Consider the following 25245-nt stretch of genomic DNA (forward strand, 5'->3'; position numbering starts at 1 on the left):
ACTTTCGTTGATTTCATACTTTTTCATTATACCCATAACTGTGTGGTTTTGAAAGTTTTTTTTACAATCGAATAGGAGTACGTCCTAAATTTTGTTCTACTGGATGAATCAGTTGATATAACTGATCTGCTCGATAAGTTAAAAAGAGGTTTTGTTTTTCTGCTTGACCAATTTTAGCGGCTAACGGCAAAGTAAAATTTTTCTTATGCTCTCTTAAGTATTCTTGCCCTTGTTTGGTGAAACCCAAAATGTGCAGCATGCTTTGCTCCTGTTCATTCCTAATTTCTTCTGATCGAACCTGCAATAAAAAATAAGTCAATAGCCTTTGTAGACGAGTCGTTGTGTATCGTTTCGTCTTAACTTGTTGCAGAAAATCAGAAAAACTATTTGCTTGAATCTTTTTCAGACGATGTTCAATTCCTTCATTCATCTGGTAGATATTCGTCATTTGAGCAGCTGTACTGACTGTTACTTGATAGTTAAGGAACGGCCAAAAATTCTCCCATGAAATTGCCCGGTTCAAATGTTTCATTGTTTCTTTTGGAACAAAAGATGTTATATCTTCACCTTTAATAAAGGCCTGGCGAATACCAGTAGCACTGGCAAACTGTTCACTTAACATTTCAACATCATGGTAGCCTTGATCTTTGCGAGGCAATGGATAGATAGCCATCGGATGAGCGTATGTAGCATTTTCCTTAGCATAACTTAGTCCTAGGATATGATTAGGTGGAAATTCTTGAATCGCAGGAAATAGCTGACGTACAACCTCTGCCATTTTTTCTGGATAGCTCATCCCAATGGGCAATTGATGAAATAAAAGGTCCACAGCCGCTTGCTTTTCAACAAAGAGTTGACCATATTGTTGATAGTCGATTGTTTCTTGACTATCTGTTCCAAAACAAAGTGCATCACAGTTTAATGCCTGCAGCAATTTTATCCCACCTTTAGCAAAATAATCTGCCGATTGAACCGCCCAAGAAAAAGGCAGCTCCACCACTAAGTCGACTCCATTGCTTAAAGCAGCCTCTGTTCGCATCCATTTATCCATAAAAGCAGGTTCGCCACGCTGTAAAAAATTCCCACTCATTACTGCGATTACTACCTCAGCCCCAGTAAGCTTTTTAGCCATCTCAGCATGATAACGATGTCCATTGTGAAATGGATTATACTCCACGATAATTCCACAACTCCGCATAAACTGCCTCCTTTTCAAAAAAAGATGAGACAATAACTGTCTCATCTTACTTATAACAAACAAAAAACCAACGCTTACTTGTTTCATTGGGTGCTTCATCTTCAAAATCAGCATAAACCTTACTTTGAAATCCAGCCTTTTTCAGCAATTCCTGATACGTTTCCAGCGAGTATGTTCGCTCTTGATGCAGCTCATCGATTCGCTCGAAGTATTCGCCTTCTTTCACAAAGAAAGTTAGGAAATGCTCAATACTGTGAGGAGCCTTTCCAACATAACTATCCCATAAGAAAGCAAAGTCTTCCGTTTGATCATGAAAACTATAACCAGGAAAAACAGTGTCCATTTGATAAAGTGAATGAACATCGAAAATAAAAACACCATTTTCTTCCAATAAACTATAGACTCCTTGGAAAACCTTTAATACCTGTTCTTGGTTTTCCATGTAGCATAATGAATCAGAAAAACAAGTGACTGCTTGATATGTGCCGATGTCAGTTAGATCTAACATATCACCAGCAATCAACTGAATCTCTACACCTTCAGATAATGCCCGATCTTGAGCCAGCATTAACATATCTTCTGATAGATCCAACCCAGTCACTGTACAACCAGCATTGGCAAATGCCACCGCCAGTGCTCCAGTACCACAGGCTAGCTCTAGCAAATTGCAACTAGCTGATGGTAAATGACGTAAAGAAAAATCCAGCCATTTTTGATATAGGCTGTCATCCATTACCTCATCATAAACCAATGCAAACGTTTCATAGGCCATTAATCTAACCAAGCCTCAATATTTACTAATGGTGCATCAGACCATAGCTTTTCTAAATTATAGAATTCACGTTCAGAGTTACTGAAAACATGAACGATCAAGTCACCCAGATCAATCAGCACCCATTTCCCACCATCTTTTCCTTCAACACGTTTTACTTCTACCTGATTTTCTTCTTCTTTTTCCATTATTGCTTCAACAACCGCATTAATCTGACGGTCAGAATTCGCTGAACAAATAAGAAAATAGTCAGCTAGCAATGATACCTCAGAAACATCTAAAGCAACAATATCAACTGCCCGTTTCGAATCAGCAGCTTTTACAGCAATCTCCAACATTTGTTTACTATCTATGGTAATTCTCCTCCTTAACGTACTCCAGCTACCCAACGATTATAAGTTTCTATTGTTTTTGGGTAAACCAATTGTTCTTCTTCTATTAAATGACTTAATGTATGTTTTGTTTCAAAGGCAACAGCTTCATCTAAATCCCGTAAGGCAATTGTTCGAGCATCATTTACTCCGGGAAAATTACGGCCTGGCTCGATATAATCCGCAACATAGATAATTTTATCTAACATAGTCATATCAGCAGCACCTGTCGTATGTAAACGAATTGCCTGCAATATTTCTTCATCATCAATATTTAATTCACGTTTCACAAAATCGGCACCTACCAATCCGTGCCAAATGGCATTACCGAATTTCAGTAATTCCTTTTTATTCCTATAATCGCCTTGTTCAATGGCCAGTTGAAATTCTTCATCAGATCTTTCTTTAGCATAATCATGCGTTAATGCGGCAATGCTAGCTTTTTCAGTTGAAGCCCCATAGCGATCCGCCAATGCAATCGCTGTTTCCTCCACACCTAAGACATGTTTAAAACGCCTTTCACTCATCCTCATTTGAACAGCCTGCATCAAGGCTTCACGATCCAATTGTGAATAATGTCTGCTATAATTCATCTAGATACAGCCCCTCTTCTTCGATGTACTCACGAACCTTTTCTGGTACTAAGTAGCGAATCGAACAACCTTGTCTAACTTGCTGACGTATATAACTGGAAGATAGCTGAATTTGCGGCACATCCACCCAGATAATGGGGTATGGACTTTCTACATCATAACCAGGGCGCTTAACACCAACAAATTGCACCATTTGAACCAAATCGTCAATCTTATACCAATTAGGCAAATATTCCACCTGATCGCCACCGATGATAAAATAGTACTCCGTATCAGGATGTTCTGACGTCAATTGTTTAATTGTATCATAAGTATAACTTTTTCCTTTGCGGGCTAGTTCGACTGTGTTCACAGTTAGATGAGGATTATCCTCAACGGCTAACTCTACCATATTTAAACGATGCTGACTATCAATGGTCTTTTTCTCATCAACATGAGGCGGCAGATAGGAGGGTAAAAGTTCTACATGGTCAAATCCCAACTTTTGTCCTACTTGTTCCCCAATCATCAAATGTGCTAGATGAATCGGATTAAAGTTCCCACCTAATAGTCCAACCTGTTTTCTTGGTTCAGTCACATCTACCATTGCTTCGACTTTTGGAATCGTTACTACACTTTGCTGATACAACGTTTGCTCCTCCAATCAGATTGCTGATACTTCACGTGAAATTTTTTGAAATTTTTCTTTCGTTGATGGCTTGTATAAAACTAAGACACGACCAATGATTTGGACAATCTCACAGTGAATTTCTTGTTCAAGTACATGGGCTACCTCTTCAGCTACTTCATCCGTGTTTTGCAGCAAATTTACTTTAATTAATTCACGCTTTTCCAAGGCTTCATTGATCTGCGTAACCATGGCTGAGTTAACGCCATTTTTTCCAATTTGAAAAATCGGTTGAAGATGGTGTGCTTGACTGCGTAAATAGCGTTTTTGTTTTCCTCGTAATGTCATATTATTCTCCTTTAGATTAGCGATTTGCGTGTTAATACATCTACGCCTTTTGGTGCCCAACCAGCGATCACAGCCGGTTTAGATACCGTTACCCAGCCTAAACCAGCAAAAACAATATCGGTTTTTTCTTTAATAGAAAATTCAAAACGAACCAATTCTGGAAACTCGTCCACTTCATCAGGACGTGGCGGCTGCAACAAACCACCAACATGTTTTTGGTAAAATTCATCAGCCTTTTCAAGCTTAGTCCGGTGAATCGATAAATCATTGGACACATAAGCGATGAAGGAACTACGGTCTCCCTGAATAAAATCAAATCGTGCTAACCCACCCAGAAATAAAGTCTGGCCCGCATTTAGTTGATACACTTTCGGTTTGATCTCTTTGTGAGGCGCAATAATTTTTAAGTCTTTTGCACCTAAATAATGAGCCATTTGATGGCGGTGGATAATTCCTGGTGTATCGATCAAGTAATGACCATCGTCCAAAGGAATCTCAATCTTATCCAAAGTTGTCCCTGGAAATTGAGAAGTCGTAATTAAATCCTGTACACCTGCAGTTTGCTTAATAATTTGATTAATTAAGGTAGATTTGCCAACATTCGTTACGCCAACAACATAAACATCACGTCCATCGCGATACTCTTCTATTTTGGCAAGTAACTCCTGCATTTCATTTGGTTTACGAGCACTAGTCAAAAGCACATCCACTGGACGCAAGCCTTCTTCATGAGCACGTTCTCTCATCCACTGAGTTAGGCGCCCTTTTTTCAGAGATTTTGGTAAGATATCTACTTTATTGCCTACCATTAACACTGGATTGTCGCCAATAAACCGATGTAACCCTGGAATAATTGAACCATTGAAGTCAAAAATGTCCACTACATTAACAATCAAAGCATCTGTTTTACCTAATTCATTTAACAGACGTAAAAAATCATCATCTGTCAGTGCAACATCTTGAATTTCATTATAATGGCGCAAGCGGAAACAACGCTGACAATAGACTTCTCCACTCTCCAAACCTTTTTCCAAAGCAGATTGTGGTGTATACCCCAATTCTTTGGGTTTGTCCGTTTGGATTTTTGCGCCACAACCAATACAATAAATTTCTTCTTCCATTATAATCCACTCTTCCATTTCATTTCAGGATGTTTATTTAGCAAATACCGCATAATTTTCCGTTCAAAAAAGCGATTAATTTGAGTATTCCAATTGTCAGTGTCAACAATTGGACGCACCAAGACACTTCTAATTCCCGCAGCATTAGCTCCACGAACATCCGTCATGATCTGATCACCAATCATAATAATTTCATTACTAGAAAGGCCTAGCTTACGCTGTGCACTCTTAATTCCAGCTGAAAAAGGCTTCATTGCCCGCGAAACAAAATCTAAACGAAATTGCTGTACTGCTCGAGCTACCCGGCTCGCCTTATTGTTCGACACAACAACAACAGGAATTCCGGCTTCATCCATGACTTTTAACCAATCCAATAATTCCTTGGTACCATCTGGATTGTCCCAAGCTATCAGTGTATTATCCAAGTCGGTTAAGACGGCTTTAATCCCTTGCTGCTTCAACTGTTCAGGGGTAATTTGATAGATGGCATCCACCATCCAGGTCGGTTTATATTTATTTAACATGGCCACTCCTAAATTTTTCCAAATTCTACTTCTACAAAACTTGATTATAACGCAAAACCCTTGAAAACTCCACTTTTGTCGCCAAAAGAAAACGATTGGGTGAAATCACCCAATCGTTTACAATACTTTTGATAAGAAATCGATGGTTCGAGTATTTTTTGTTTCTTCAAAAACCTCAGTTGGGGTTCCTTCTTCAACAATTACGCCGCCATCCATAAATAAAATACGATCGCCAACTTCCTTAGCAAATCCCATTTCGTGAGTAACAATGACCATCGTCATACCTTCTTTGGCCAATTGCTGCATAACTGCCAATACATCACCAACCATTTCTGGATCAAGAGCTGAGGTTGGCTCGTCAAATAACATCACATCTGGCTGCATTGCTAATGCACGAGCGATTGCAATTCGTTGCTGTTGTCCCCCAGATAGCGATTGTGGATAAGCATCCGCTTTATCAGAGAGCCCAACTTTTATCAATAATTCATGAGCGACAGCTTCAGCTGCTTCCTTCGTCATCTTTTTTACCTTAATTGGTGAAAGAGTAATATTTTCTACCACAGTCATATTAGGAAACAAATTAAACTGTTGAAATACCATTCCCATTTTTTCTCTGGTCTTGAAGATATCATTCTTCTTATCCGTAATATCAGTACCTTCAAACTTGATTATTCCTGAAGTAGGCACTTCTAATAGATTGATGCAACGTAAAAGTGTACTTTTCCCTGAACCTGATGGCCCAATGATTACTACCACTTCGCCTGGCTGAATTTCAGCAGAAATATCCTTCAATACCTCATTATCGCCAAACTTCTTATTTAAATGTTCAATTTGAATTAAAGCTTCCTTCATCGCTGTCTCCTCCTATCGTTGATAACCTTTGCCAAGCTTTTTCTCCCATAGGTTCAACAATCGGGAGGTGGCAAACGTCATCACAAAATAAAGAGCAGCAGCAACAAAGTATGGTTCCAATGGAATATACGAACTTGAAATTACAATTTGAGCTGAGCCCATTAATTCATTGATTCCAATTGCAGTTAACAAAGAGGAATCTTTAATCAAAGTGATAAATTCATTTCCTAAAGGAGGCAAAATATTACGCAAAGCCTGCGGCAGTACAACATAACGCATTGTTTGAGCCGGACGAAGACCTAAAGAGAAGGCTGCTTCACTTTGACCGTAGTTAATCGCAGTAATTCCTCCACGAATGATTTCAGCAACATATGCTCCTGAATTTAGCGACAATACTACCATACCTGGAAAGAGACGACCAAGGTCAACAGTAAGTACACCTACTTCTAAATCCTTAGAAGGAAAAAGACCTTGCAGCACGAGAAAGCCAATCATAATTTGAAGCAGCATTGGCGTGCCACGCAAAACTTCAATATAAATATTAGCCAACCAATTTAATGGTTTGTTCTTAGATAATTTCATTAAAGCCATTATTAGACCGATTAGGGTTCCTAATAAGACGGTGACCAATGAAATGATAATTGTTACACCAGTTCCCGAAACAAAATAAGGAAAGTATTTATCTAAAAACGAAAAGTCCACGTTAACGCCCTCTATTCTTCAGATGCTGATGAATTAGCAAGTTCATTATTTTTCTTAACGAATTCTTCGATCTTACCTTCATCATTCAATTTTTTGATTACTTTGTTGATTTCTTCCTTCAATTCACTGCTGCCTTCTTTTTTCAAAGCAATTGCGTAAGCTTCATCATCATTTGTTTTCAGTTCGACTTTGGCAATCATCAAATCAGGGTTTTGTTGTACATAAGATTCAGCAGTTGTTTCTTCTAAGACAACTCCGTCCAATGACCCCTCGTTTACTTCTACAATCATATTAGGCACTTTGTCGATTGAAACTAGGCGAGCATCTGGTAATTGCTCTTTGATCACATCTTCTTGAATCGAACCTTTTTGTCCGCCGACTTGTTTGCCATCAAAAGCCTTAATGCTATTTAAGGTCCCTTCATTCTTTTTATTGATAACCATTACTTGTGGTGGATTATAGTAATCATCAGAAAAGTCAAATTGCTCTCTACGTTCCTCAGTAGCTGAAAGTCCTGCAATAGCGATGTCGGATTTACCTTCCTTCAAAGAAGCTAGAACTGTATTATAATTCATATCAGAAACTTCAAGCTTTACACCAAGTTCTTTAGCAATCTCATTAACTAAATCAATATCTGCTCCCACAATCTGATCCTTGCCGTCAACCATAGTATGGAATTCAAATGGTGCAAAGTCAGCTGAGGTTGCTACCTTTAAGACTCCTGCCTCTTTAATTGCTGCTAGCTGGTTTTCTGCTGCATCATTAGAGTCACTGGAGCTGCTAGTATTGTTATTGCCTCCTCCACATGCTGCTAATGTTACTAATGCTAAAACTGCTACTGCTAAGCCGGTAATTTTTTTCATCCCTATTCCCCCTAAATTTTCTATTTGACGAATGACCTCATTATAGCATGAAATTTCGAAAAATCCAGAATAAAGGTGCATATTTATAGAAAAATCGTGCATTTTTTGTTTGTAAGTCACCTTTTATACTGCTATTCTGTATAAAGATTTACTCGCTGGCTGTATCCATTAGTTCACTGTTTTTGTTAACCATTTCTTCAACTTCGCCATTTTCTTTCATTTCACTGATCAGCTTATCCAATTCCTCTACCAATTTTGGATTGCCCTTTGGAACAGCAATTGAAAATGAATCTTCCTTCATACTTTCTAAAGGAATTTCTGCAATCATCAAATTAGGATTTTGTTCGACATAAGATTCAGCTACCATTTTTTCAACTACCAAAGCATCTAATGAACCACTATTCACCTCGATAAAAATATTTGGTAGTTTCTCAATTGAAACAAGCTGAGCCCCTTCTAATTGATTTTTGACAATGTTTTCCTGAATCGTTCCTTTTTGAGCCCCTACCTTTTTGTCAGATAAGCTTTCAATCGAATTTAGTACCTCTTGATTATTCTTGTTAATAACGATTACTTGTGGAGATGTATAATAATCCGTCGTGAAATCAAAGCTTTCCTCTCGTTCATCAGTAACTGAAATGGCGGAAACAGCGATATCCGCTTTGCCCTCTTTCGTAGCTGCTAAAACGTTATTAAAGCTCATATCTAACCATTCAACTTCTACACCCATTTTTTCTCCTATGGCTTCAACTAAGTCAATATCTGCGCCTACAATTTGGTCTTTACCATCGATAGTTGTGTGAAAGCCAAATGGTGCATAATCTGGAGAAGTAGCTACTTTTATAACCCCTGCTTCTTTAATAGTATCGTATTTATCTTCTGTTTCATTGGAACCTCCACAGCCAGATAAAAAGATTGCACTTAACCCTATAACACCCCATAAAAATCCCTTTTTCATTTTGTTTCCTCCTAATTTCATTTCTTAATTGAAATTAGTATAGCATATTTTTTCAAAAAGTCGAGCTTTTAATGCATATTTATTTATAAACGCGTATAAAAGAGCATAAAAAAACAGCAGGTTCTCTGCTGTTAAAATTTCCGAAAGCGTTGATAGCGTAGCTCAATCAATTCTTCTGTGGAATATTTGCATAACTTTTCTAAGGTTTCAATTAATGACTTCTTAAACATACGCAAGATTTTACTCTGCGACAAGCTTTCACCTCGGAAAGTTTCAGGAATAATCTTGTCTATAACTGCTAATTCTAATAATTCAGCCGCCGTAATTTTCATTAATTCAGCTGCTTCCTCTGAGCGTTTGCCGTCTTTCCACAATATTGAAGCAAATCCCTCTGGTGATAGTATTGCATAAATACTATGTTCCATCATCCAAACTTCGTCAGCTACCGCTAAAGCCAATGCGCCTCCACTGCCACCTTCTCCAGTGATAATAGAAAGGATTGGCACCTTCAAATCAGACATCTCTAATAGATTTCGGGCGATAGCTTCGCCTTCTCCACGTTCTTCTGCTTCAACCCCGCAAAAAGCCCCAGGAGTATTAACAAAACAGATAACTGGACGTCCAAATTTTTCAGCTTGCTTCATTAGTCGCAAAGCTTTACGATAACCTTCAGGATTTGGTTGTCCAAAATTACGTTCCATGTTTTCTTTTAAGTTAGCACCTTTTTGAACGCCAATGACCGTGACAGGTTTGTTATCTAAATAAGCAACTCCGCCAACAATAGCAGGATCATCACCATACAAACGATCGCCATGCAATTCCTGAAATCCTTCAAATAATTGATCAAAAAAGTCTAAGCTAGTCAAACGCTCAGCTGAACGCGCTAGCTTTACAACTTCTCCTGCTGACAGACTCATTCACGACACCATCCTTTAACTTGATGAAAATCCAGCAATTCTGCCAATCGGGTTCGCAAAGTAGTGCGAGGAACAATTTGATCAATAAATCCATGGCTTAATAAAAATTCAGCCTTTTGAAAATCATCCGGCAATTTTTGACGGATCGTTTGTTCAATCACTCGACGTCCGGCAAAACCAACTAAGCTTTGCGGCTCCGCCAAAATAATATCTCCCTCCATTGCAAAGCTGGCAGTTACTCCGCCAGTAGTGGGATCCGTTAATACAGTAATGTACAAAAGCCCTGCGTTACTATGACGTTTCACAGCGGCAGAAATTTTAGCCATCTGCATCAAAGAAAAAATTCCTTCTTGCATTCGGGCACCACCTGATGCGGTAAACAAAATAACTGGTAGTTTTTCTTTGGTTGCCCGTTCAAATAGGCGAGTGATTTTCTCACCAACAATTGTCCCCATACTGCCCATAATAAAGTTCGTATCCATCACTCCTATTGCAATAGGACGACCTTCGATCAAAGCTTTACCGGTCAGAACAGCCTCATCCAAACCGGTTTTTTCTTTTGTTTTCGCTAATTTGTCTTCGTAATCAGGAAAGTTGATGGGATTCTTTGCTGGAAGCTGATTGTCCCACTCTTCCAAGCTCTTTTCATCAATGGTAATCGCTAGTCTTTCCCAAGCGCTAATCCGGAAGCTATATCCGCAATGGGGGCAAACTTTTTCTTCCCCCATCTCCTTCTTATATAAAGTTCGCTTGCAACTAGGACATTTGGCCCACATGTTGTCTGGAACAGAAGGTTTACTGGTGGGAGTCTGGTCACGATTGGGATTAATACGAATATAGTTCTTTTTTTTATTGAAAAGTCCCATCTATCTTCCTCCTACTCACTTTCTTGCCATTCAGGTAAGAAAGTAGTCTGTAAAAAGCTGGTATCATAATCGCCAAAAAGTACATTGGGATGGCTGATCAGATCCATTTGAAATTCTACGTTAGTAATGACGCCTTCGGAAACAAATTCTCCTAAGGCACGCTGCATTTTCATTAGTGCGTCCAAACGGTCTTCACCGTGAACAATAATTTTAGCAATCATCGAATCATAATAAGGTGGAATCGTTACTCCACTGTACATGGCACTATCCACACGTAACCCTAATCCTCCACTTGGTAAAAGCAGAGTTCGAATCTTGCCTGGAGATGGTGCAAAATTAAATGCAGGATTTTCAGCATTAATACGGCATTCAATAGAATGGCCTTTAAAGGTGACATCCTCTTGTTTCAAACCAATTGGTTCTCCTGATGCAATTTTAATCTGTTTTTTAACAATGTCAATCCCTGTAACCATTTCAGTAATCGGGTGTTCCACTTGAATACGAGTATTCATTTCCATGAAATAGAAGTTGCCAGCTTCGTCTCTTAAAAATTCAATGGTTCCAGCACTCTCATAATTAACTGCTTTTCCTGCTTTAACGGCAATTGCACCTAGCATATCCCTGTGTTCCTGATCAATTACAATGGATGGGGCTTCTTCTAAAACTTTTTGATTGTTTCTTTGAAGAGAACAATCGCGTTCTCCTAGATGGATTACATTTCCAGCTTGATCTCCTAAGATTTGAACCTCTATATGACGAGCTGGATAAATAATTTTCTCTAAATACATTGAATCATCACCAAAGGCTGCTTTGGCTTCAGCTTTAGCCGAATTAAAGTTCTTTTCCAGTTCAGCCTTTTTCAAGACTTTACGGATTCCTTTTCCTCCACCGCCGGCAGCAGCTTTTAGCATTACAGGATATCCTACCTCATCAGCAATCTTTTCAGCCTCTTCTAAAGAATGAATTGCGCCATCACTTCCAGGAATAACTGGAACCCCTGCGTTCTTCATTAATTGACGAGCATGAATTTTATTACCCATTTCGTCAATTGTTTTTTCACTAGGACCAATAAACTTAATGCTGCATTCTCGACACATGGTAGCAAATAAACTATTTTCAGATAAAAAGCCAAAGCCTGGATGAATCGCTTCAGCATTTGTAACAATTGCTGCACTTAAAATTGCTTGCATATTTAAATAGGAATCTGTTGAACGAGCCGGTCCGATACAAATTGCTTCGTCGGCCATTTCAGTGTGCAAGGCTTCCTTATCTGCTTCGGAATAAACAGCAACTGTTTGGATTCCCAATTCGCGGCAAGCGCGAATAATTCGAACTGCAATCTCACCACGATTGGCAATCAATATTTTTGAAAACATAGACATCTATCCAATCATAAAGGTAAGTTCTGCTTCGGCTACCTTTTTACCATCAACCCGGGCAATTCCCTTACCACAGCCAGCAGACGAACGAACTTTTGTCAATTCTATTTCTATTTCCAAGGTATCTCCTGGAACCACTTTTTTACGGAATTTTGCTTTGTCAATACCGCCAAAATAAGCGGTTTTTCCTTTAAACTCATCCATCGACAATAAAGCTACTGCTCCAGCTTGAGCCATTGCTTCAACGATTAATACACCTGGCATAACTGGTTCATGAGGGAAATGTCCTTGAAAGAAGGGTTCGTTAATTGAAACATTTTTCTTGGCTACAATCGATTTTCCTGGTTCCACACTCTCTACGCGATCAATTAACAGCATAGGGTAACGGTGAGGAATGATTTCTTTGATTTCTTCAATGGTCATCATACGTTTTCACTCCTATATCATATTATAAATTCTCTCGTTGCTATCAGATTAGTTGATACGAAACAAAGGTTGTCCATATTCCACAACGTCTTCATTCTCTACTAAAACTTCAGCAATTGTTCCATCAAAATCACTAACAACTTCATTTAACAGTTTCATGGCTTCGATGATACAAACAGTCTCGCCTTTTTTCACAGAATCGCCAGTTTCTTTGAATGCAGGTTGATCTGGTGACGGCTGTAGATACACTACACCAACAATTGGTGAAGAGATAATGTTTCCACCTTCCTGTTGCACGGAACTTGACGGCGCTTTAACCTTAACATCAGCTGCTGCAGTTTCTTTCGGCTGATCTACAGCGACTTTTTCAACTTCAATAGCCGGTAATGCTTGTCGGCCGGTTTTATTTTTGTTCATGTACAACTCAAAACTGCCTTCATGAAGGTTGAACTCAGTTAAAGATGAACGGTCAAACTGCTCCATCAACTCTTTGACTTCTTTGATGTCCATTTTTCACTAGGCCTCCCAGCGCTTCAAGCAAATCACCGCGTTATGTCCACCGAAGCCTAGTGAGTTACTTACCGCATAATTCACAGGTGTTTCTTTTGCTTCATTTACGACAACATTTGCTTTAATTTCAGGATCAACTTCATTAATATTGGCTGTTGGTGGAATAAATTGTTCTTGGATCGCTAACAAAGTAGCTACAGCTTCTACACCACCAGCTCCCCCTAACAAATGACCAGTTAAAGATTTAGTACTACTTACATAAGCATTGTCAGTCAAGGCATGAGCAATGGCCTTACTTTCTGCTTTATCATTTGCTTGCGTACTTGTTCCGTGAGCATTTACATAATTTACCTCTGCAGGATCAATTTGTGCTTCTTGGACAGCTTGTGTAATTGCACGAGCTGCGCCTTCACCTTCAGGATCTGGAGCTGTCATATGGTAAGCATCGCAAGTCGCGCCATAACCAACGATCTCACCTAAGATAGTTGCACCGCGTTTTTGAGCATGCTCTAATGATTCCAATACTAATACACCCGCACCTTCACCCATTACAAAGCCATTACGATCTTTGTCAAAAGGAATAGATGCACGGGAAGCATCCGTCGAATCACTCAATGCTGTCAAAGCAGCAAATCCAGAAATACCAATCTTATTAATACAAGATTCAGCTCCACCCGCTATCATAACATCAGAGTAGCCATGTTTGATATTGCGGAAAGCTTCGCCAATTGAATGAGTACCACTTGCACAAGCTGTAACCGTACTAGTACAAATTCCTTTTGCACCAATACGCAAAGCAACGTTTCCGGCAGCCATGTTTACGATAGCTAAAGGAACAAACATTGGCGAAACTCGTCCTGGACCTTTGGCATCCATACGTAAAACTTGATCCTGAATCGTTCCTAAGCCACCAATTCCTGAACCGATCATAACTCCTACACGTTCCATATCTTCTTCTTCGGTATTAATCCCACTCATTTCTAGTGCTTCCAAAGCTGCATAAATAGCATATAAAGAATAACGTTCCATACGTTTTGTATCTTTTTTAACGAAATATTTTTCTAAAGGAAAGTCTTTAACTTCCGCAGCCATAGTAATGCCCGTTTCAGAAGCATCAAATTGCTGGATAGGGCCAATGCCGTGCTTTCCTTGTTTTAAGTTAGTTAAAAATGTTTCTTTGTCATTTCCTATCGGTGATACAACACCATATCCGGTAATTACGACACGATTCATTTTTTTCATCCTTTCTTTACATGACCATGCCGCCATCGACATTAATCACTTGACCTGTTAAATACGGACTTTCTGCTAAAAATACTGCTGCTTTTGCTACATCTTCGACACTGCCATATCGTTTTAAAGGAATCTGGCCTTCGATTTGCAATTTAATTTTATCGCTTAACTGATCCGTCATTTCTGTGGCAATAAAACCTGGGGCTAACGCATTACAAGTAATACCTCTGGGTGCAACTTCTCTAGCAACTGATTTAGTAAAACCAATCACACCTGCTTTGCTGGCAGCATAATTGCTTTGACCAACGTTACCAATTTGACCAATAACACTTGCCATATTGATGATAGCACCACTTCGTTGCTTCATCATCTGTTTTAATACTTGTTGCGTCATATTGAAAGTACCTTTTAAGTTAATATCCAAACAAGCATCAAATTCTTCCGGCTTCATTCGCAACAACAATTTGTCTTGAGTGATTCCGGCATTATTTATCAAGATATCAATCGAACCCAATGTTTCATTTGCTTCAGCAATCATTCTGCCTGCATCTTCAAATGAGCTGATGTCACCGCAAATACAAATACATTTGACACCTAGAGCTTCAATCTCTGCTACTTTATCGGCTGCAATTTCTTTACGTCCATTCAAAACAATGTTGGCACCTTGCTGAGCAAAAGCCTGAGCAAGTCCCCAACCGATTCCGCGGCTGCTGCCAGTAATAAAAATATTTTTATTTGCTAATTCCATCGGTTCCTCCCATTAATTGGATTGTATCCTGCAAAGTTTGGCTATCTTCCACTCGACTTGTTTGAATCGAACGATCAATTTTTTTGATAAAACCAGTTAGTGTTTTACCAGGCCCAATCTCGATCATTCGTTCAATACCCATTTCTTTTAATCTAAGAATACTGTCGCTAAAACGCACTGGTGACATCACTTGTGCTGTTAATAAGGAGACAATTTCCGAAGCTGGCATTTCCTTTGCAGTTGTATTTGAAATAACCGGACATTGCAAATCATGAAATACGATCTTTTGCAGTTCTAGATTTAACTGGCGACTAGCTGGTTCTAATAACGCGGTATGGAAAGGTCCACTTACATTTAAAGGAATCATGCGTTTAACCCCCGCTGCAGACAAAAGTTCTTCCGCTTTTTCAACTGCCGCAATCTCTCCACCAATAACAATTTGTTGCGGTGTATTGTAGTTGGCTGGTGAAACAATTCCCACTGAAGAGGCCTGTTGACAACATTCTTCAATTACTTCTGCTGAAGTGTTCAATACTGCCACCATTTTCCCACTGCCACTGGGAGCAGCTGTACTCATGTATTGACCTCGTTTTTGAACTAATTGAACTGCATCACCAAAGTCTAAGGCTCCTGCAGCAACCAGTGCTGTATATTCGCCTAAGCTCAATCCAGCAACTGCATCCTTTGAGATACCCATTTTTTCAATTACTCGTAAAAAAGCAGTACTGACAGTTAGAATTGCTGGTTGAGTGTATTCTGTTTCATGAATATTCTGATTTTCTTCAAAACAAAGTTGGCTCATAGAATAGCCTAATAAGTCGCTGGCTTCTTCAAAGGTTTCACGAACAATCGCTTCCTGCTGATAAAGCTCTTTCCCCATACCGACATATTGAGCTCCTTGACCGCTAAATAAAAATGCTGTTTTCATAAATTTTCTCCTAATATAAGGAAAGGCCAGGCTTTCGCCTCGCCCTTAGTCCTTTATGCGTTTTGTTGTTTTTCTACGTATTCAACTAAATCTTTAACAGTAGTAATACCATCTTCTGTTTCGATTTTCACGTCAAACTCGTCTTCAATTTCGTTGATGATTTGGAATAAGTCTAAACTATCTGCTTCCAAGTCTTCTTGAATATTTGTTGTTAATTCAACTTTTTCTTTCTCTACACCTAGTTCTTCTACGATAATTTCTTGGATTTTTTCAAAAGTCATGAGTTGTTTCCTCCATTTAATCTTCTTAAATTATTTGTAAACAGTTATAGTTCCAGCAAAAGATTGCCCCAGGCAAGTCCGCCACCATAACCTGTTAATACCACTTTTTGTGTACCATTTAGATGAATACTACCTGCTTCTATCAGCTCGTCCAATAGAATTGGGATGCTTGCTGCTGAAGTATTGCCATAGTTAGCCAAATTCATTGGGAATTTTTCAATGGGTTCCTTTAGCTTCTTAGCCATCTTTTCAATAATCCGACGATTTGCCTGATGAAAAAGATAAAGATCGATCGGCTCTTCTTTAACAAAGGCTTGAAGATCCTTAACAACATCGTTTAATGCAAAATTCCAAATTCCACGGCCATCCATCGTTAGACCTGCTTGATCGTCTTCTTGATGAAACTTGGTTTTTGTTGGTCGAAAACCAGCAACCAATGAATTAGAACGTTCGCCGTCTGCTCGCAGCATCTGACGAGTAATAGAAGGTTTATTATCAGCCTCCAGTAAGACGCCTGCAGCACCATCTCCGAAAAGTACAGCTGTTGAGCGATCTTCCCAGTTAATTAGTTTGGAGGTCTTTTCGCCACCAATGACTAAGCCTCGCTTCAGTCCTGTGCGAATGAAGTTTTCTCCCGTTGCCAAAGCATAGACAAAACCAGCACAAGCTGCTGCTAAGTCAAAAGCCATTGCTTGGTTCGCACCAATTCGCCCTTGTACCTGACAAGCCACAGAAGGTGATGAATAATCTGGCGACATTGTTGCCACGATAATAAAATCTAATGAAGCCGCATCAATTTGGGCCTTAGCCAACAATTTCCTAGCTACTTCGGTGCAAAGATCCGACGTATTCTCTTCTTCAGCGATATGCCGTTGTTTGATTCCTGTTCGTGATTGAATCCACTCATCTGATGTATCCATCCATTGAGCTAACTCATCGTTTGTGACAATGTTTTTGGGAAGATAACGAGCGGTTGCTGTAATCTTTCCATATTGATTGATGCTCATTTGATTTCCTCTAAGTATTCATATAGATTTTTCAATGCTCGCAAGAAAACTTCCTGCTCCTCAGTGTTCAAACCTTCTGTCGCATGACGTACCATTTCGCGATGAAAGTGCTGATGGACACGAAAAACCAATTTTCCCTTTTTAGTCAAGGAAAGTTTGACCACTCTTCGGTCATCTTCACTTCGAATACGTTCGACATAGCCTTTTTTCACTAAACGATTAATAGAAGTTGTTAAGGTTCCTACTGTAACCAAGAGCTCTCTTGCTACTTCCGTCGTGGTTTTCTTTTTATACATACCAATCGCATCGATCGTATGCATTTCAGTGATTGTTAAATCTCCAAACCTAGACTTTTTCAGCTCGTTTTCTTCAATTGACAGAACGTCATTAAAGATAGTCACTAAATAGCTATTCATTTCTTCCCAATTGTGTTCCATTTCCCTCACCCAATTAGTTTGACATTCAAATCATTTGATGATCAAACTATATCCTATTTTTATTTTCAATGCAAGCCGATTTCTGTATTTTACAGAAAAATAGTCCCACCATACTGTGAAAAAATAATTATACTAGCACCAAAAAACTTTGGGTATCAAAGCTTTTATTGAAACAGCTACTATTTTTCGACTTGCAAAATATCTGTTATCCATTTTATAAAATTTTCTTAACAAGAACAACAAAAAGAGTGATCCTCTAAAAAGATCACTCTTAGTTTACTTATTTACGATGCATCGGAATATCATTATTATTTGGATGTACCAGTAAATACTGAATAACATCGATATTGCTTGCTTGAAAAGACGCTGAACAGGCTTGCAAATACAAATCCCACATTCGGTAAAATGTTTCATCCTTTTGTTTCAGCACTTGATCTTTAACCTCCTGGAAGTTTTTAGTCCAGTGCTCTAAAGTAAGCTGATAATCTCTCCGCAGACTTTCCAGATCAAGTAATTGTAAATTGTTTTCTGTCATATGTTCAACGAGTTCCGTAACCCCTGGGATATAGCCTCCTGGAAAAATATACTTATTAATCCAAGCGTTCTTAGCGCCACCTTGTTGGCGACTAATACCATGAATTAAAGCAGTTCCTTTCGCAGATAAATTTTTTTCTACGACCTTAAAATACTCCGCTAAATTTTCTGCTCCAACGTGTTCAAACATTCCTACACTCGTGATATGATCATACGTCTCATTCTTTAAATCTCGATAATCCATTAGACGAACAGAGACGTTGTCCTCGAGATGTTCCTTTTCAATGATTTCTTGAATGTGGTGATATTGTTCCTCACTCAAAGTGATACCCGTTGATTTTACTCCGTATTCTTTGGCAGCAGTTAGAATCAACGTTCCCCAACCGCATCCAATATCCAGTAAGGTTTCTCCTGGCTGAATAAACAATTTATCCAAAATATGATGGACCTTATTGATTTGTGCTTGCTCCAAAGTATCCTCTGGTGTAGCAAAGTAGGCACAAGAATAGGTTAGAGTTGGATCTAGCCAAAGCTCATAAAAATCATTTCCTAAGTCGTAATGACTGTGAATATCGGTTTGTGATTGCTTCTTAGTATGCTTTTCTTTCGGCAACCATTTTTTGAAGTTCTTATTATGGAAGAAACCTTCTGCTTGATTGTAAACATCATAAATAAGTTCTTGCAGATTCCCTTCAACCTCAATTCGTTTTTCCATGTATGCTTCACCTAGAGCTAACGAAGCATTATTCATTAAATCTTTAACTGGAATTTTTTCATGAAAAATAATTTTAAATGCTGTCTCACCTGAAGTTTCACCATATTCCTTTACGCTTCCATCCCAAAAAACGACTTCTGTCTTTTTGGAAAAAGACGGCTTAAATAATTGATTGTAAACTTCCTTATCTAACATTCTAATTCCTCCACTTCTAATTACATAATCTATCATTATCCAAAAGCAAAATAAGTTCAAATAATATGCAATTTAGTGAAAGCAAAAAGCTTTGCAGAATCCTTGAACTAAGTTCTTCTGCAAAGCTTAATTTTTTATATAATCAAAAAAACGGGTTTCCCCGTTTTATTGAATCAAGTCGTAAATTTCCATTGCAACAATATCAATATTATCAAATTGATAAGTTTGTTTACTGTCACTTTCAGTTAATTCGAATGTTTCAGTTGTACTATCGTAAGTTACCGTACATTTTTCGACTCCATCTTTTTCAAAACGGCGAACTTGAACTTCATTATCTGTAGATTCTGTCATAGCTTCCAAACGTTTAATAATGGCAACTAATTGCGAGTGCTTCATCTAGGTGCCTCCCTTCCAATCATTCTGTATTATTGTATCAAATCAGACTCTATCTTGCATTGTTTTTACTAAAATAATTCTTAATTTTTGTCAAAGGCAGGTTTGCCTTCAGTCCACCATAATTTGATCAGAGCCTGGGTGCCGTCGTTCTCATATCCATTTGCAGCCAATTGCTCATACAATTCGACAGCCAGCTTAGTTCCTGGAAGTTCCAAAGACAATTTTTCTGCTTCATCGAGTGCTATTTTTAGATCCTTAATAAAATGCTTTACGAAAAATCCAGGTGAATAATCTTCCTTCAAAATTCTTGGTCCATAGTTCACCATAGACCAATTTTCGGCAGCACCTCCACCAAGTGTTTCTAACACCTGAGGTACGTCTAAACCAGCTTTTTGAGCGTAAACAAACATTTCAGTCATTCCTGTCATGGTACCAGCAATCATGATCTGGTTCGCCATTTTAGTATGTTGACCACTGCCAGCTTCTCCATGAAGCGCATACGCTTTCCCCATGATTTCAAATAGCGGAACAACTTTTTCATAAGTAGAAGGATTACCACCAACCATAATTGTCAATGTGGCATTCTTTGCGCCAAGGTCTCCTCCCGAAACAGGCGCATCCAATGCATCAGAGCCTTTTTCAACTGCAGTTTCCTGGATTTTTTTGGCTAAAGTTGGTGTTGAGGTTGTTAAGTCTACAAAAATTTTGTTTTTAACTGGAACCGTGAATATTCCATTTTCTTTATAATAGATTTGTTCTACATCGCTAGGATAACCCACCATAGTAAAAATTATTTCTGCCGCTTCAGTTACTTTTGCTGGAGTATCTTGCCAAGTAGCACCATTTTCGACTAATTCGTCTGTTTTGCTTTTGGTTCGATTATATACGTGAACATTGTGCCCTGCATTCAGCAAATGTCCAACGATGGCCTTTCCCATAACACCTGTACCGATAAAACCTAATTCCATAAGCTTAATCCCTCCTAAAAAATAAATCCATCTCTAGTATACCTGAAGAGATGGATTTAAGCCTTATTTATCTACTGAATTTTTGAGAGAAGCTATTTTTACACGAACCTTTTCGACTGGACGTTTTTGACTAAGCGGTATTCTTTGATGATTTTTCTGATAATACTCCATCATTTGCTGATAAAAATCAATTATTTCATCACCAAATTTTTGAGCGGATATTTCAGTTAACTTTCTCTGCTTCAAACTATCATCCAGAATAAGTCCTCTATTAATGTAATCAATTAACGCTTCAGAAAAATCTTCGTCCTTTTCAAAGGTTACTCCCAAGCGTTCATCATCCAATAAAGCTTCCAAATAGTCATTGCCCTCTACTATGCATTGGGTACCTGAAGCAATTGCTTCGGCGTAAGTCAAACCTTGTGTTTCTGAGGTTGAGGCACTAACAAAATAGTCGGCTGCCCGATAATAGACAGGCACTTGATCATGAGGGATTTCTCCAGTGAATTGCACGTATTCTTGAAGTTTTAACTCCCCTACTAATTCTTCTAAATTTTCTCTATGAGGGCCCTTGCCTACAATTACTAGACGGGCACCAGGGCAGCTTTCCAACACTTTAGGAAATTGTTGAACAATGACTTGAATATTTTTTTCATAAGAAATTCGACTTAAAGATAATATCATCAGTTGGTCATCAGTAATTCCTAATTCACGACGCAAATCTTTCAGCATTTGGCTTGTGATATCGGAACGAATAAATCCCTCGATTTCGATCCCTGTAGGAATAATTCGCATAGGGATTTCAACTTCATAACGCTTCAACGTGTTTACTACGCGTTGACTCGGGCAAACCACACCTGTCGAGCGATTAACAAACATACGAATAAAATGTTTTACATGGGTTGGACGCACAACTTTTCCATTGGCAATATAATGGAGATAATCTTCATACATTGTGTGATAAGTATGGATTACTGGAACTCTCAACCGGTTGCCAACCATTTTTCCTAACAACCCAGCACCGAATTCAGTATGGGTGTGAATCAATTCCAATTCTAGCTCTTTAGCAATTTGATAAGCAAACCACATACCGCGAACTACAATTCGGCGATCCTTGAACGAGACAAATGGGACACTTGGCATTCGAACAATGTCTTTTTCAAAATCTTCAGCATCCGGGTCGGTCGTGGTAAATATATAGACTTCATGTCCTTTGTTCTCCAACTCATCCTTCAGCGTTTTGATTGATGTCGCTACTCCGCTAACCTGCGGGAAGTAGGTATCTGTAAAAAAACCAATACGCACAATTATTCCTCCAAACTATTCAACGATTTGTTGATACATCGTTTGATTGTATGATTCGTTTAATACCGCTTGATAAACTACTTTCAGCTCTCGACCAATTTCCGTAATACTTTTGCTTTGAGCCGTTTTAAAACCTGATTCTGTCACATCAGGCAACTGCTGCTTAGTAATTTGTTCAATTAAAGCAATAAATTCTTGATTTGAATTTCCCATATAGCAATTAAAATGGTCAACCATCCATCCCTGATAAACAGGAATGTCACGCAGCAACACCTTTTGCCGACTAGCTAATGCTTCAAGTACTACTATTCCCTCGGTTTCTTCATAAGAAGGAAAGAAAAATAGATCAGCAGCTGAATAAGCTCCCTCAATAACTTCCCCTTTAATATACCCCGGAAAAAGCACATTTTTAGGATGATCCGTTTTAACAATGTGACGAATGTTCCGAGGGATGGAATACATGGGAACATCCCCAAACCAAATAAATGTATACTCTGGCATTTCTCTAGCAATCTTAACAAAATCAATCAGGCCCTTTCGTTCAAAAAAGAGACCCACACTAATGATAACCTTTTGATTTTTAGTCAAAGAAAAATACTTACGAAAGGCTTCCTCTTTTTCCTTGCTAGGATAATACCGCTGTAAATCTATCCCATTGGAAATTGCTGCAATTGGTTGAGTCAATCCATAGCTTTTCAAAAGTTTTCTTGAATAAGGGGTAGGCGTAATCAAAATATCAGCCTGACTATATAGATGCACCAACCATTTTTTGACAAAAGGAGCTAATTTGTTTGATCCAACAAATGAATTGCGAAAATCCTCTTCAGTAGAATGCGCATGGTAAATCACCTTTTTCCCCATTCTTTTTGCCTTAGCAACTAATCGGGCACTTTTGGGACCATAAGTGTTCACATGTAGTATATCGTAATCAGTACTTGATGGATCTAACGTGTATTGAATCCCTACTGATGATAACGCACGTTTTTGATGAGCTAACGCTCGCCCGATCCCAGATTTGCCTATAACTGATTGTCCTTCAAAATATAATAAGACTTTCAATCACTTCACTCCTCTTCAACAGCAAATCCATTATACCATAGGGCGAATCTATTTCTATCAATCGAAAGTCCTAATTAAGACAATAAAAAAAGTCACCGTCTGAAAAGACAGTGACTTTCAGTATAGATTATTTTACGTAAGACTCAACTAATTCTACAACTTCTTCCATTGTATCACAGTCGTTTAATGCTTTATCAGCCAATTCAGCCATGTCTGAAGTTGTTAGACGTTTCATTAAGCTGCGAGTTTTAAGAATAGATGTAGCGCTCATAGAGAACTCATCTAACCCCATACCCATTAATAATGGCACAGCAGTTTGATCGCCAGCCATTTCTCCACACATACCTGCCCATTTTCCTTCAGCATGCGCTGCATCAATAACGTTTTTAATCAAACGTAAGATTGAAGGATTGTATGGTTGGTACAGGTAAGAAACGCGCTCGTTCATGCGGTCAGCAGCCATTGTGTATTGGATTAAGTCATTTGTTCCAACACTGAAGAAGTCCACTTCTTTTGCAAACTTGTCAGCTAATACTGCAGCTGCCGGAATTTCGATCATGATACCAACTTGAATTGTATCAGATACTTTAACGCCTTCATTTACAAGCTTTTCACGTTCTTCTTCATACATTTTCTTGGCAGCACGGAACTCTTTAAGAGTTGCTACCATTGGAAACATAATACGTAGGTTGCCGTAAGCAGAAGCACGCAATAACGCACGTAGTTGTGTACGGAACATATCTTCCCCTAATTCAGACAAGCTGATACGCAAAGCACGATAACCTAAGAATGGGTTCATTTCGTGAGGAAGCTTCAAGTAAGGAAGTTCTTTATCCCCACCGATATCCATTGTACGAACAACTACAGGTTTTTCACCCATACCTTCAAGAACTGCTTTGTATGCTTCAAATTGATCTTCTTCCGTTGGAAAGTCCGGAGAATCCATGTATAGGAATTCTGTACGGTACAAACCAATTGCTTCAGCACCGTTGTTGTGTACACCTGTTAAATCTTTTGGCGTTCCAATGTTAGCTGCTAATTCAAAGTGTTTGCCATCGGCAGTTACTGTTTCAGCATCTTTTAGTTTTTCCCACTCAGCCTTTTGCGCTGCGTAGTCTTCACCAGCTTTTACAAATTCAGCTGCTTGTTCTTCAGTAGGGTTGATGATTGTCTCACCCGCGATACCGTTTACAGCTAAAATGTCGCCTTCTTTTACTTTTGAAGTAATTTCCATGGTTCCAACAATTGCTGGAATTTCCAATGAACGTGCCATAATAGCAGAATGAGAAGTACGTCCGCCAATATCAGTAACAAAGGCTTTAACAAAGTTCTTATCTAGTTGAGCTGTATCACTTGGTGTCAAGTCATGAGCAACAACAATCACTTCTTCATCAATCATTGATGGGTTTGGTAATTTTACTCCTAATAGATGGGCCATTACCCGTTTAGTTACGTCACGAATATCTGCAGCACGTTCTTGCATGTACGCATTATCGTCCATCGCTTCAAACATACCAATATACATATCAGTAACTTCTTTTAATGCTGATTCAGCATTTACTTTATTATCTTGAACATGTGTTTTGATTTGACCAATCATTTCTGGATCTGACAGAACCATTAAATGAGCATCGAACACTTGTGCTTCTTCTTCACCTAAGCTTGTTGCAGCTTTATCCCGAATTTTTTGAAGTTCTGAAGAAGAAGCTGCTAAAGCGTCATCAAGACGACTTTCTTCAGCAGCTGTATCTTCAATACTTTTCTTTTGGAAAGACAAATCCGGTTGAACTAGCAAGTAAGCTTTCGCAACGGCAACTCCGTCACTAGCGGCAATACCTTTTAGCATTTCAACCATTATTCAGATAGTCCCTCTTTCTTCATAGTTTCTACGATTGCTTCCATTGCTTCTTTTTCGTCAGCACCTTCAGCAGAAATAGTAACGTCAGAACCTTGGCCAACACCTAGAGACATAACGCCCATGATTGATTTAAGGTTAACTGATTTTCCTTTATACTCCAAATTGATATCAGAGTTAAATTTGCTTGCAGTTTGCACTAATAATGTTGCTGGACGTGCATGAATCCCTGTTTCTGCTACTACGTGAAAATCTTTTTTTTCCATATTGACCGTTCTCCTTTGTACAAGAAAATTTTGTTTTATGTTAGGGCTTTCGCAACATACCTTGTTTCTTCAAGCCCTTCATTTCTAAAGATTACCATTTTTTGGTTATCGATACAACAATTTTATACGATTTCTTTCAACGAAATGTATGCCCTTTCTTAAAATAGCGTTTTTTCATGAAATAATCGCTGAAATTTTCTGTTTTCATTCTTTTTTTCATAACACTTACTTTCTTGAGACGGAATTTTCATAAGAAAAATTTAGGATTAGCACTCTCTGACAAAGAGTGCTAAAAACTTTGAGCTTTCCTC

The 25245-nt window shown here is 38.6% G+C and carries 30 protein-coding genes; all 30 read right to left on the reverse strand.

Annotated features, from left to right (window positions below; all coding sequences use genetic code 11):
- Window positions 1-61: 61 nt before the first annotated feature.
- The 30 genes from I588_RS14550 to I588_RS14695 all read right to left on the reverse strand — a co-directional run bounded on the left by I588_RS14550 (window position 62) and on the right by I588_RS14695 (window position 24934).
- Entirely contained in the window at window positions 62-1198 is a 1137-nt protein-coding gene (locus tag I588_RS14550) for a nucleotidyltransferase (protein WP_010759516.1), read from the reverse strand.
- Between the two features lie 46 nt (window positions 1199-1244).
- Complete coding sequence (locus tag I588_RS14555) at window positions 1245-1970, reverse strand: class I SAM-dependent DNA methyltransferase (RefSeq protein WP_010759517.1); 726 nt, start codon at window positions 1968-1970, stop codon at window positions 1245-1247.
- Window positions 1970-2308 (reverse strand): ribosome silencing factor, encoded by a 339-nt coding sequence (gene rsfS, locus I588_RS14560; protein WP_010759518.1) that lies wholly within the window; start codon window positions 2306-2308, stop codon window positions 1970-1972. Before rsfS ends, I588_RS14555 begins: the two co-directional genes overlap by 1 nt.
- Before the next feature lie 29 nt (window positions 2309-2337).
- Complete coding sequence (gene yqeK / locus I588_RS14565) at window positions 2338-2934, reverse strand: bis(5'-nucleosyl)-tetraphosphatase (symmetrical) YqeK (protein ID WP_010759519.1); 597 nt, start codon at window positions 2932-2934, stop codon at window positions 2338-2340.
- Window positions 2924-3520 carry a nicotinate-nucleotide adenylyltransferase gene (locus I588_RS14570; RefSeq protein ID WP_051130128.1) on the reverse strand — a complete coding sequence of 199 codons (597 nt, stop codon included), beginning with the start codon at window positions 3518-3520 and terminating at the stop codon, window positions 2924-2926. Before I588_RS14570 ends, yqeK begins: the two co-directional genes overlap by 11 nt.
- A 57-nt stretch (window positions 3521-3577) precedes the next feature.
- Window positions 3578-3889, reverse strand: a complete 312-nt coding sequence (gene yhbY / locus I588_RS14575; protein ID WP_010759521.1) for a ribosome assembly RNA-binding protein YhbY — start codon at window positions 3887-3889, stop codon at window positions 3578-3580.
- Window positions 3890-3900: 11 nt separating this feature from the next.
- The gene (gene yqeH / locus I588_RS14580; protein ID WP_010759522.1) at window positions 3901-5010 is read right to left on the reverse strand and encodes a ribosome biogenesis GTPase YqeH; all 1110 of its coding nucleotides are present in this window, start codon (window positions 5008-5010) and stop codon (window positions 3901-3903) included.
- Window positions 5010-5534, reverse strand: coding sequence for a YqeG family HAD IIIA-type phosphatase (locus I588_RS14585; RefSeq protein ID WP_010759523.1), 525 nt, complete (start codon window positions 5532-5534; stop codon window positions 5010-5012). Before I588_RS14585 ends, yqeH begins: the two co-directional genes overlap by 1 nt.
- Before the next feature lie 117 nt (window positions 5535-5651).
- The gene (locus I588_RS14590; RefSeq protein WP_010759524.1) at window positions 5652-6386 is read right to left on the reverse strand and encodes an amino acid ABC transporter ATP-binding protein; all 735 of its coding nucleotides are present in this window, start codon (window positions 6384-6386) and stop codon (window positions 5652-5654) included.
- 12 nt (window positions 6387-6398) lie between these two features.
- Window positions 6399-7088 carry an amino acid ABC transporter permease gene (locus tag I588_RS14595; protein ID WP_010759525.1) on the reverse strand — a complete coding sequence of 230 codons (690 nt, stop codon included), beginning with the start codon at window positions 7086-7088 and terminating at the stop codon, window positions 6399-6401.
- Window positions 7089-7099: 11 nt separating this feature from the next.
- Window positions 7100-7951, reverse strand: coding sequence for a transporter substrate-binding domain-containing protein (locus tag I588_RS14600; RefSeq protein ID WP_010759526.1), 852 nt, complete (start codon window positions 7949-7951; stop codon window positions 7100-7102).
- 148 nt (window positions 7952-8099) lie between these two features.
- Window positions 8100-8909, reverse strand: a complete 810-nt coding sequence (locus I588_RS14605; RefSeq protein WP_010759527.1) for a transporter substrate-binding domain-containing protein — start codon at window positions 8907-8909, stop codon at window positions 8100-8102.
- Window positions 8910-9040: 131 nt separating this feature from the next.
- Window positions 9041-9826, reverse strand: coding sequence for an acetyl-CoA carboxylase carboxyl transferase subunit alpha (locus I588_RS14610; RefSeq protein WP_010759528.1), 786 nt, complete (start codon window positions 9824-9826; stop codon window positions 9041-9043).
- Window positions 9823-10692 (reverse strand): acetyl-CoA carboxylase, carboxyltransferase subunit beta, encoded by an 870-nt coding sequence (gene accD, locus I588_RS14615; protein ID WP_010759529.1) that lies wholly within the window; start codon window positions 10690-10692, stop codon window positions 9823-9825. Before accD ends, I588_RS14610 begins: the two co-directional genes overlap by 4 nt.
- An 11-nt stretch (window positions 10693-10703) precedes the next feature.
- Window positions 10704-12068 carry an acetyl-CoA carboxylase biotin carboxylase subunit gene (locus tag I588_RS14620; protein ID WP_010759530.1) on the reverse strand — a complete coding sequence of 455 codons (1365 nt, stop codon included), beginning with the start codon at window positions 12066-12068 and terminating at the stop codon, window positions 10704-10706.
- 6 nt (window positions 12069-12074) lie between these two features.
- Window positions 12075-12494, reverse strand: coding sequence for a 3-hydroxyacyl-ACP dehydratase FabZ (fabZ, locus tag I588_RS14625; RefSeq protein WP_034694593.1), 420 nt, complete (start codon window positions 12492-12494; stop codon window positions 12075-12077).
- 51 nt (window positions 12495-12545) lie between these two features.
- Window positions 12546-13007, reverse strand: coding sequence for an acetyl-CoA carboxylase biotin carboxyl carrier protein (accB, locus tag I588_RS14630; RefSeq protein ID WP_010759532.1), 462 nt, complete (start codon window positions 13005-13007; stop codon window positions 12546-12548).
- Window positions 13008-13013: 6 nt separating this feature from the next.
- Window positions 13014-14240 (reverse strand): beta-ketoacyl-ACP synthase II, encoded by a 1227-nt coding sequence (gene fabF / locus I588_RS14635; RefSeq protein WP_010759533.1) that lies wholly within the window; start codon window positions 14238-14240, stop codon window positions 13014-13016.
- A gap of 16 nt (window positions 14241-14256) precedes the next feature.
- Complete coding sequence (fabG, locus tag I588_RS14640; RefSeq protein WP_010759534.1) at window positions 14257-14988, reverse strand: 3-oxoacyl-[acyl-carrier-protein] reductase; 732 nt, start codon at window positions 14986-14988, stop codon at window positions 14257-14259.
- Window positions 14972-15916 (reverse strand): ACP S-malonyltransferase, encoded by a 945-nt coding sequence (fabD, locus tag I588_RS14645; protein WP_010759535.1) that lies wholly within the window; start codon window positions 15914-15916, stop codon window positions 14972-14974. Before fabD ends, fabG begins: the two co-directional genes overlap by 17 nt.
- A 53-nt stretch (window positions 15917-15969) precedes the next feature.
- Window positions 15970-16197, reverse strand: a complete 228-nt coding sequence (locus tag I588_RS14650) for an acyl carrier protein (protein WP_010759536.1) — start codon at window positions 16195-16197, stop codon at window positions 15970-15972.
- 44 nt (window positions 16198-16241) lie between these two features.
- Window positions 16242-17198 (reverse strand): beta-ketoacyl-ACP synthase III, encoded by a 957-nt coding sequence (locus I588_RS14655; RefSeq protein ID WP_169409226.1) that lies wholly within the window; start codon window positions 17196-17198, stop codon window positions 16242-16244.
- Window positions 17199-17200: 2 nt separating this feature from the next.
- Entirely contained in the window at window positions 17201-17641 is a 441-nt protein-coding gene (gene fabT / locus I588_RS14660) for a fatty acid biosynthesis transcriptional regulator FabT (RefSeq protein WP_010759538.1), read from the reverse strand.
- A 280-nt stretch (window positions 17642-17921) separates the two neighbouring features.
- Entirely contained in the window at window positions 17922-19085 is a 1164-nt protein-coding gene (locus I588_RS14665; RefSeq protein WP_010759539.1) for an SAM-dependent methyltransferase, read from the reverse strand.
- Between the two features lie 165 nt (window positions 19086-19250).
- Window positions 19251-19481, reverse strand: coding sequence for a YkuJ family protein (locus tag I588_RS14670; RefSeq protein ID WP_010759540.1), 231 nt, complete (start codon window positions 19479-19481; stop codon window positions 19251-19253).
- A gap of 80 nt (window positions 19482-19561) precedes the next feature.
- A complete protein-coding gene (locus tag I588_RS14675) occupies window positions 19562-20449 on the reverse strand; it encodes an NAD(P)-dependent oxidoreductase (RefSeq protein WP_010759541.1) in 888 nt (295 codons plus the stop codon).
- Window positions 20450-20512: 63 nt separating this feature from the next.
- Window positions 20513-21754: a glycosyltransferase family 4 protein gene (locus tag I588_RS14680; RefSeq protein ID WP_010759542.1), complete on the reverse strand. Its 1242-nt coding sequence runs from the start codon at window positions 21752-21754 to the stop codon at window positions 20513-20515.
- A 15-nt stretch (window positions 21755-21769) separates the two neighbouring features.
- Window positions 21770-22813, reverse strand: a complete 1044-nt coding sequence (locus tag I588_RS14685) for an LTA glycolipid anchor biosynthesis glycosyltransferase, IagA/BgsA family (RefSeq protein WP_010759543.1) — start codon at window positions 22811-22813, stop codon at window positions 21770-21772.
- Between the two features lie 127 nt (window positions 22814-22940).
- Window positions 22941-24668, reverse strand: a complete 1728-nt coding sequence (ptsP, locus tag I588_RS14690) for a phosphoenolpyruvate--protein phosphotransferase (protein ID WP_010759544.1) — start codon at window positions 24666-24668, stop codon at window positions 22941-22943.
- The gene (locus I588_RS14695) at window positions 24668-24934 is read right to left on the reverse strand and encodes a phosphocarrier protein HPr (protein ID WP_010759545.1); all 267 of its coding nucleotides are present in this window, start codon (window positions 24932-24934) and stop codon (window positions 24668-24670) included. The genes ptsP and I588_RS14695 overlap by 1 nt, the downstream gene beginning before the upstream one ends.
- Window positions 24935-25245 lie beyond the last annotated feature (311 nt).

This window comes from Enterococcus pallens ATCC BAA-351 (genome assembly GCF_000407485.1).
In the GTDB taxonomy this organism is placed as follows: Bacteria; Bacillota; Bacilli; order Lactobacillales; family Enterococcaceae; genus Enterococcus_A; species Enterococcus_A pallens.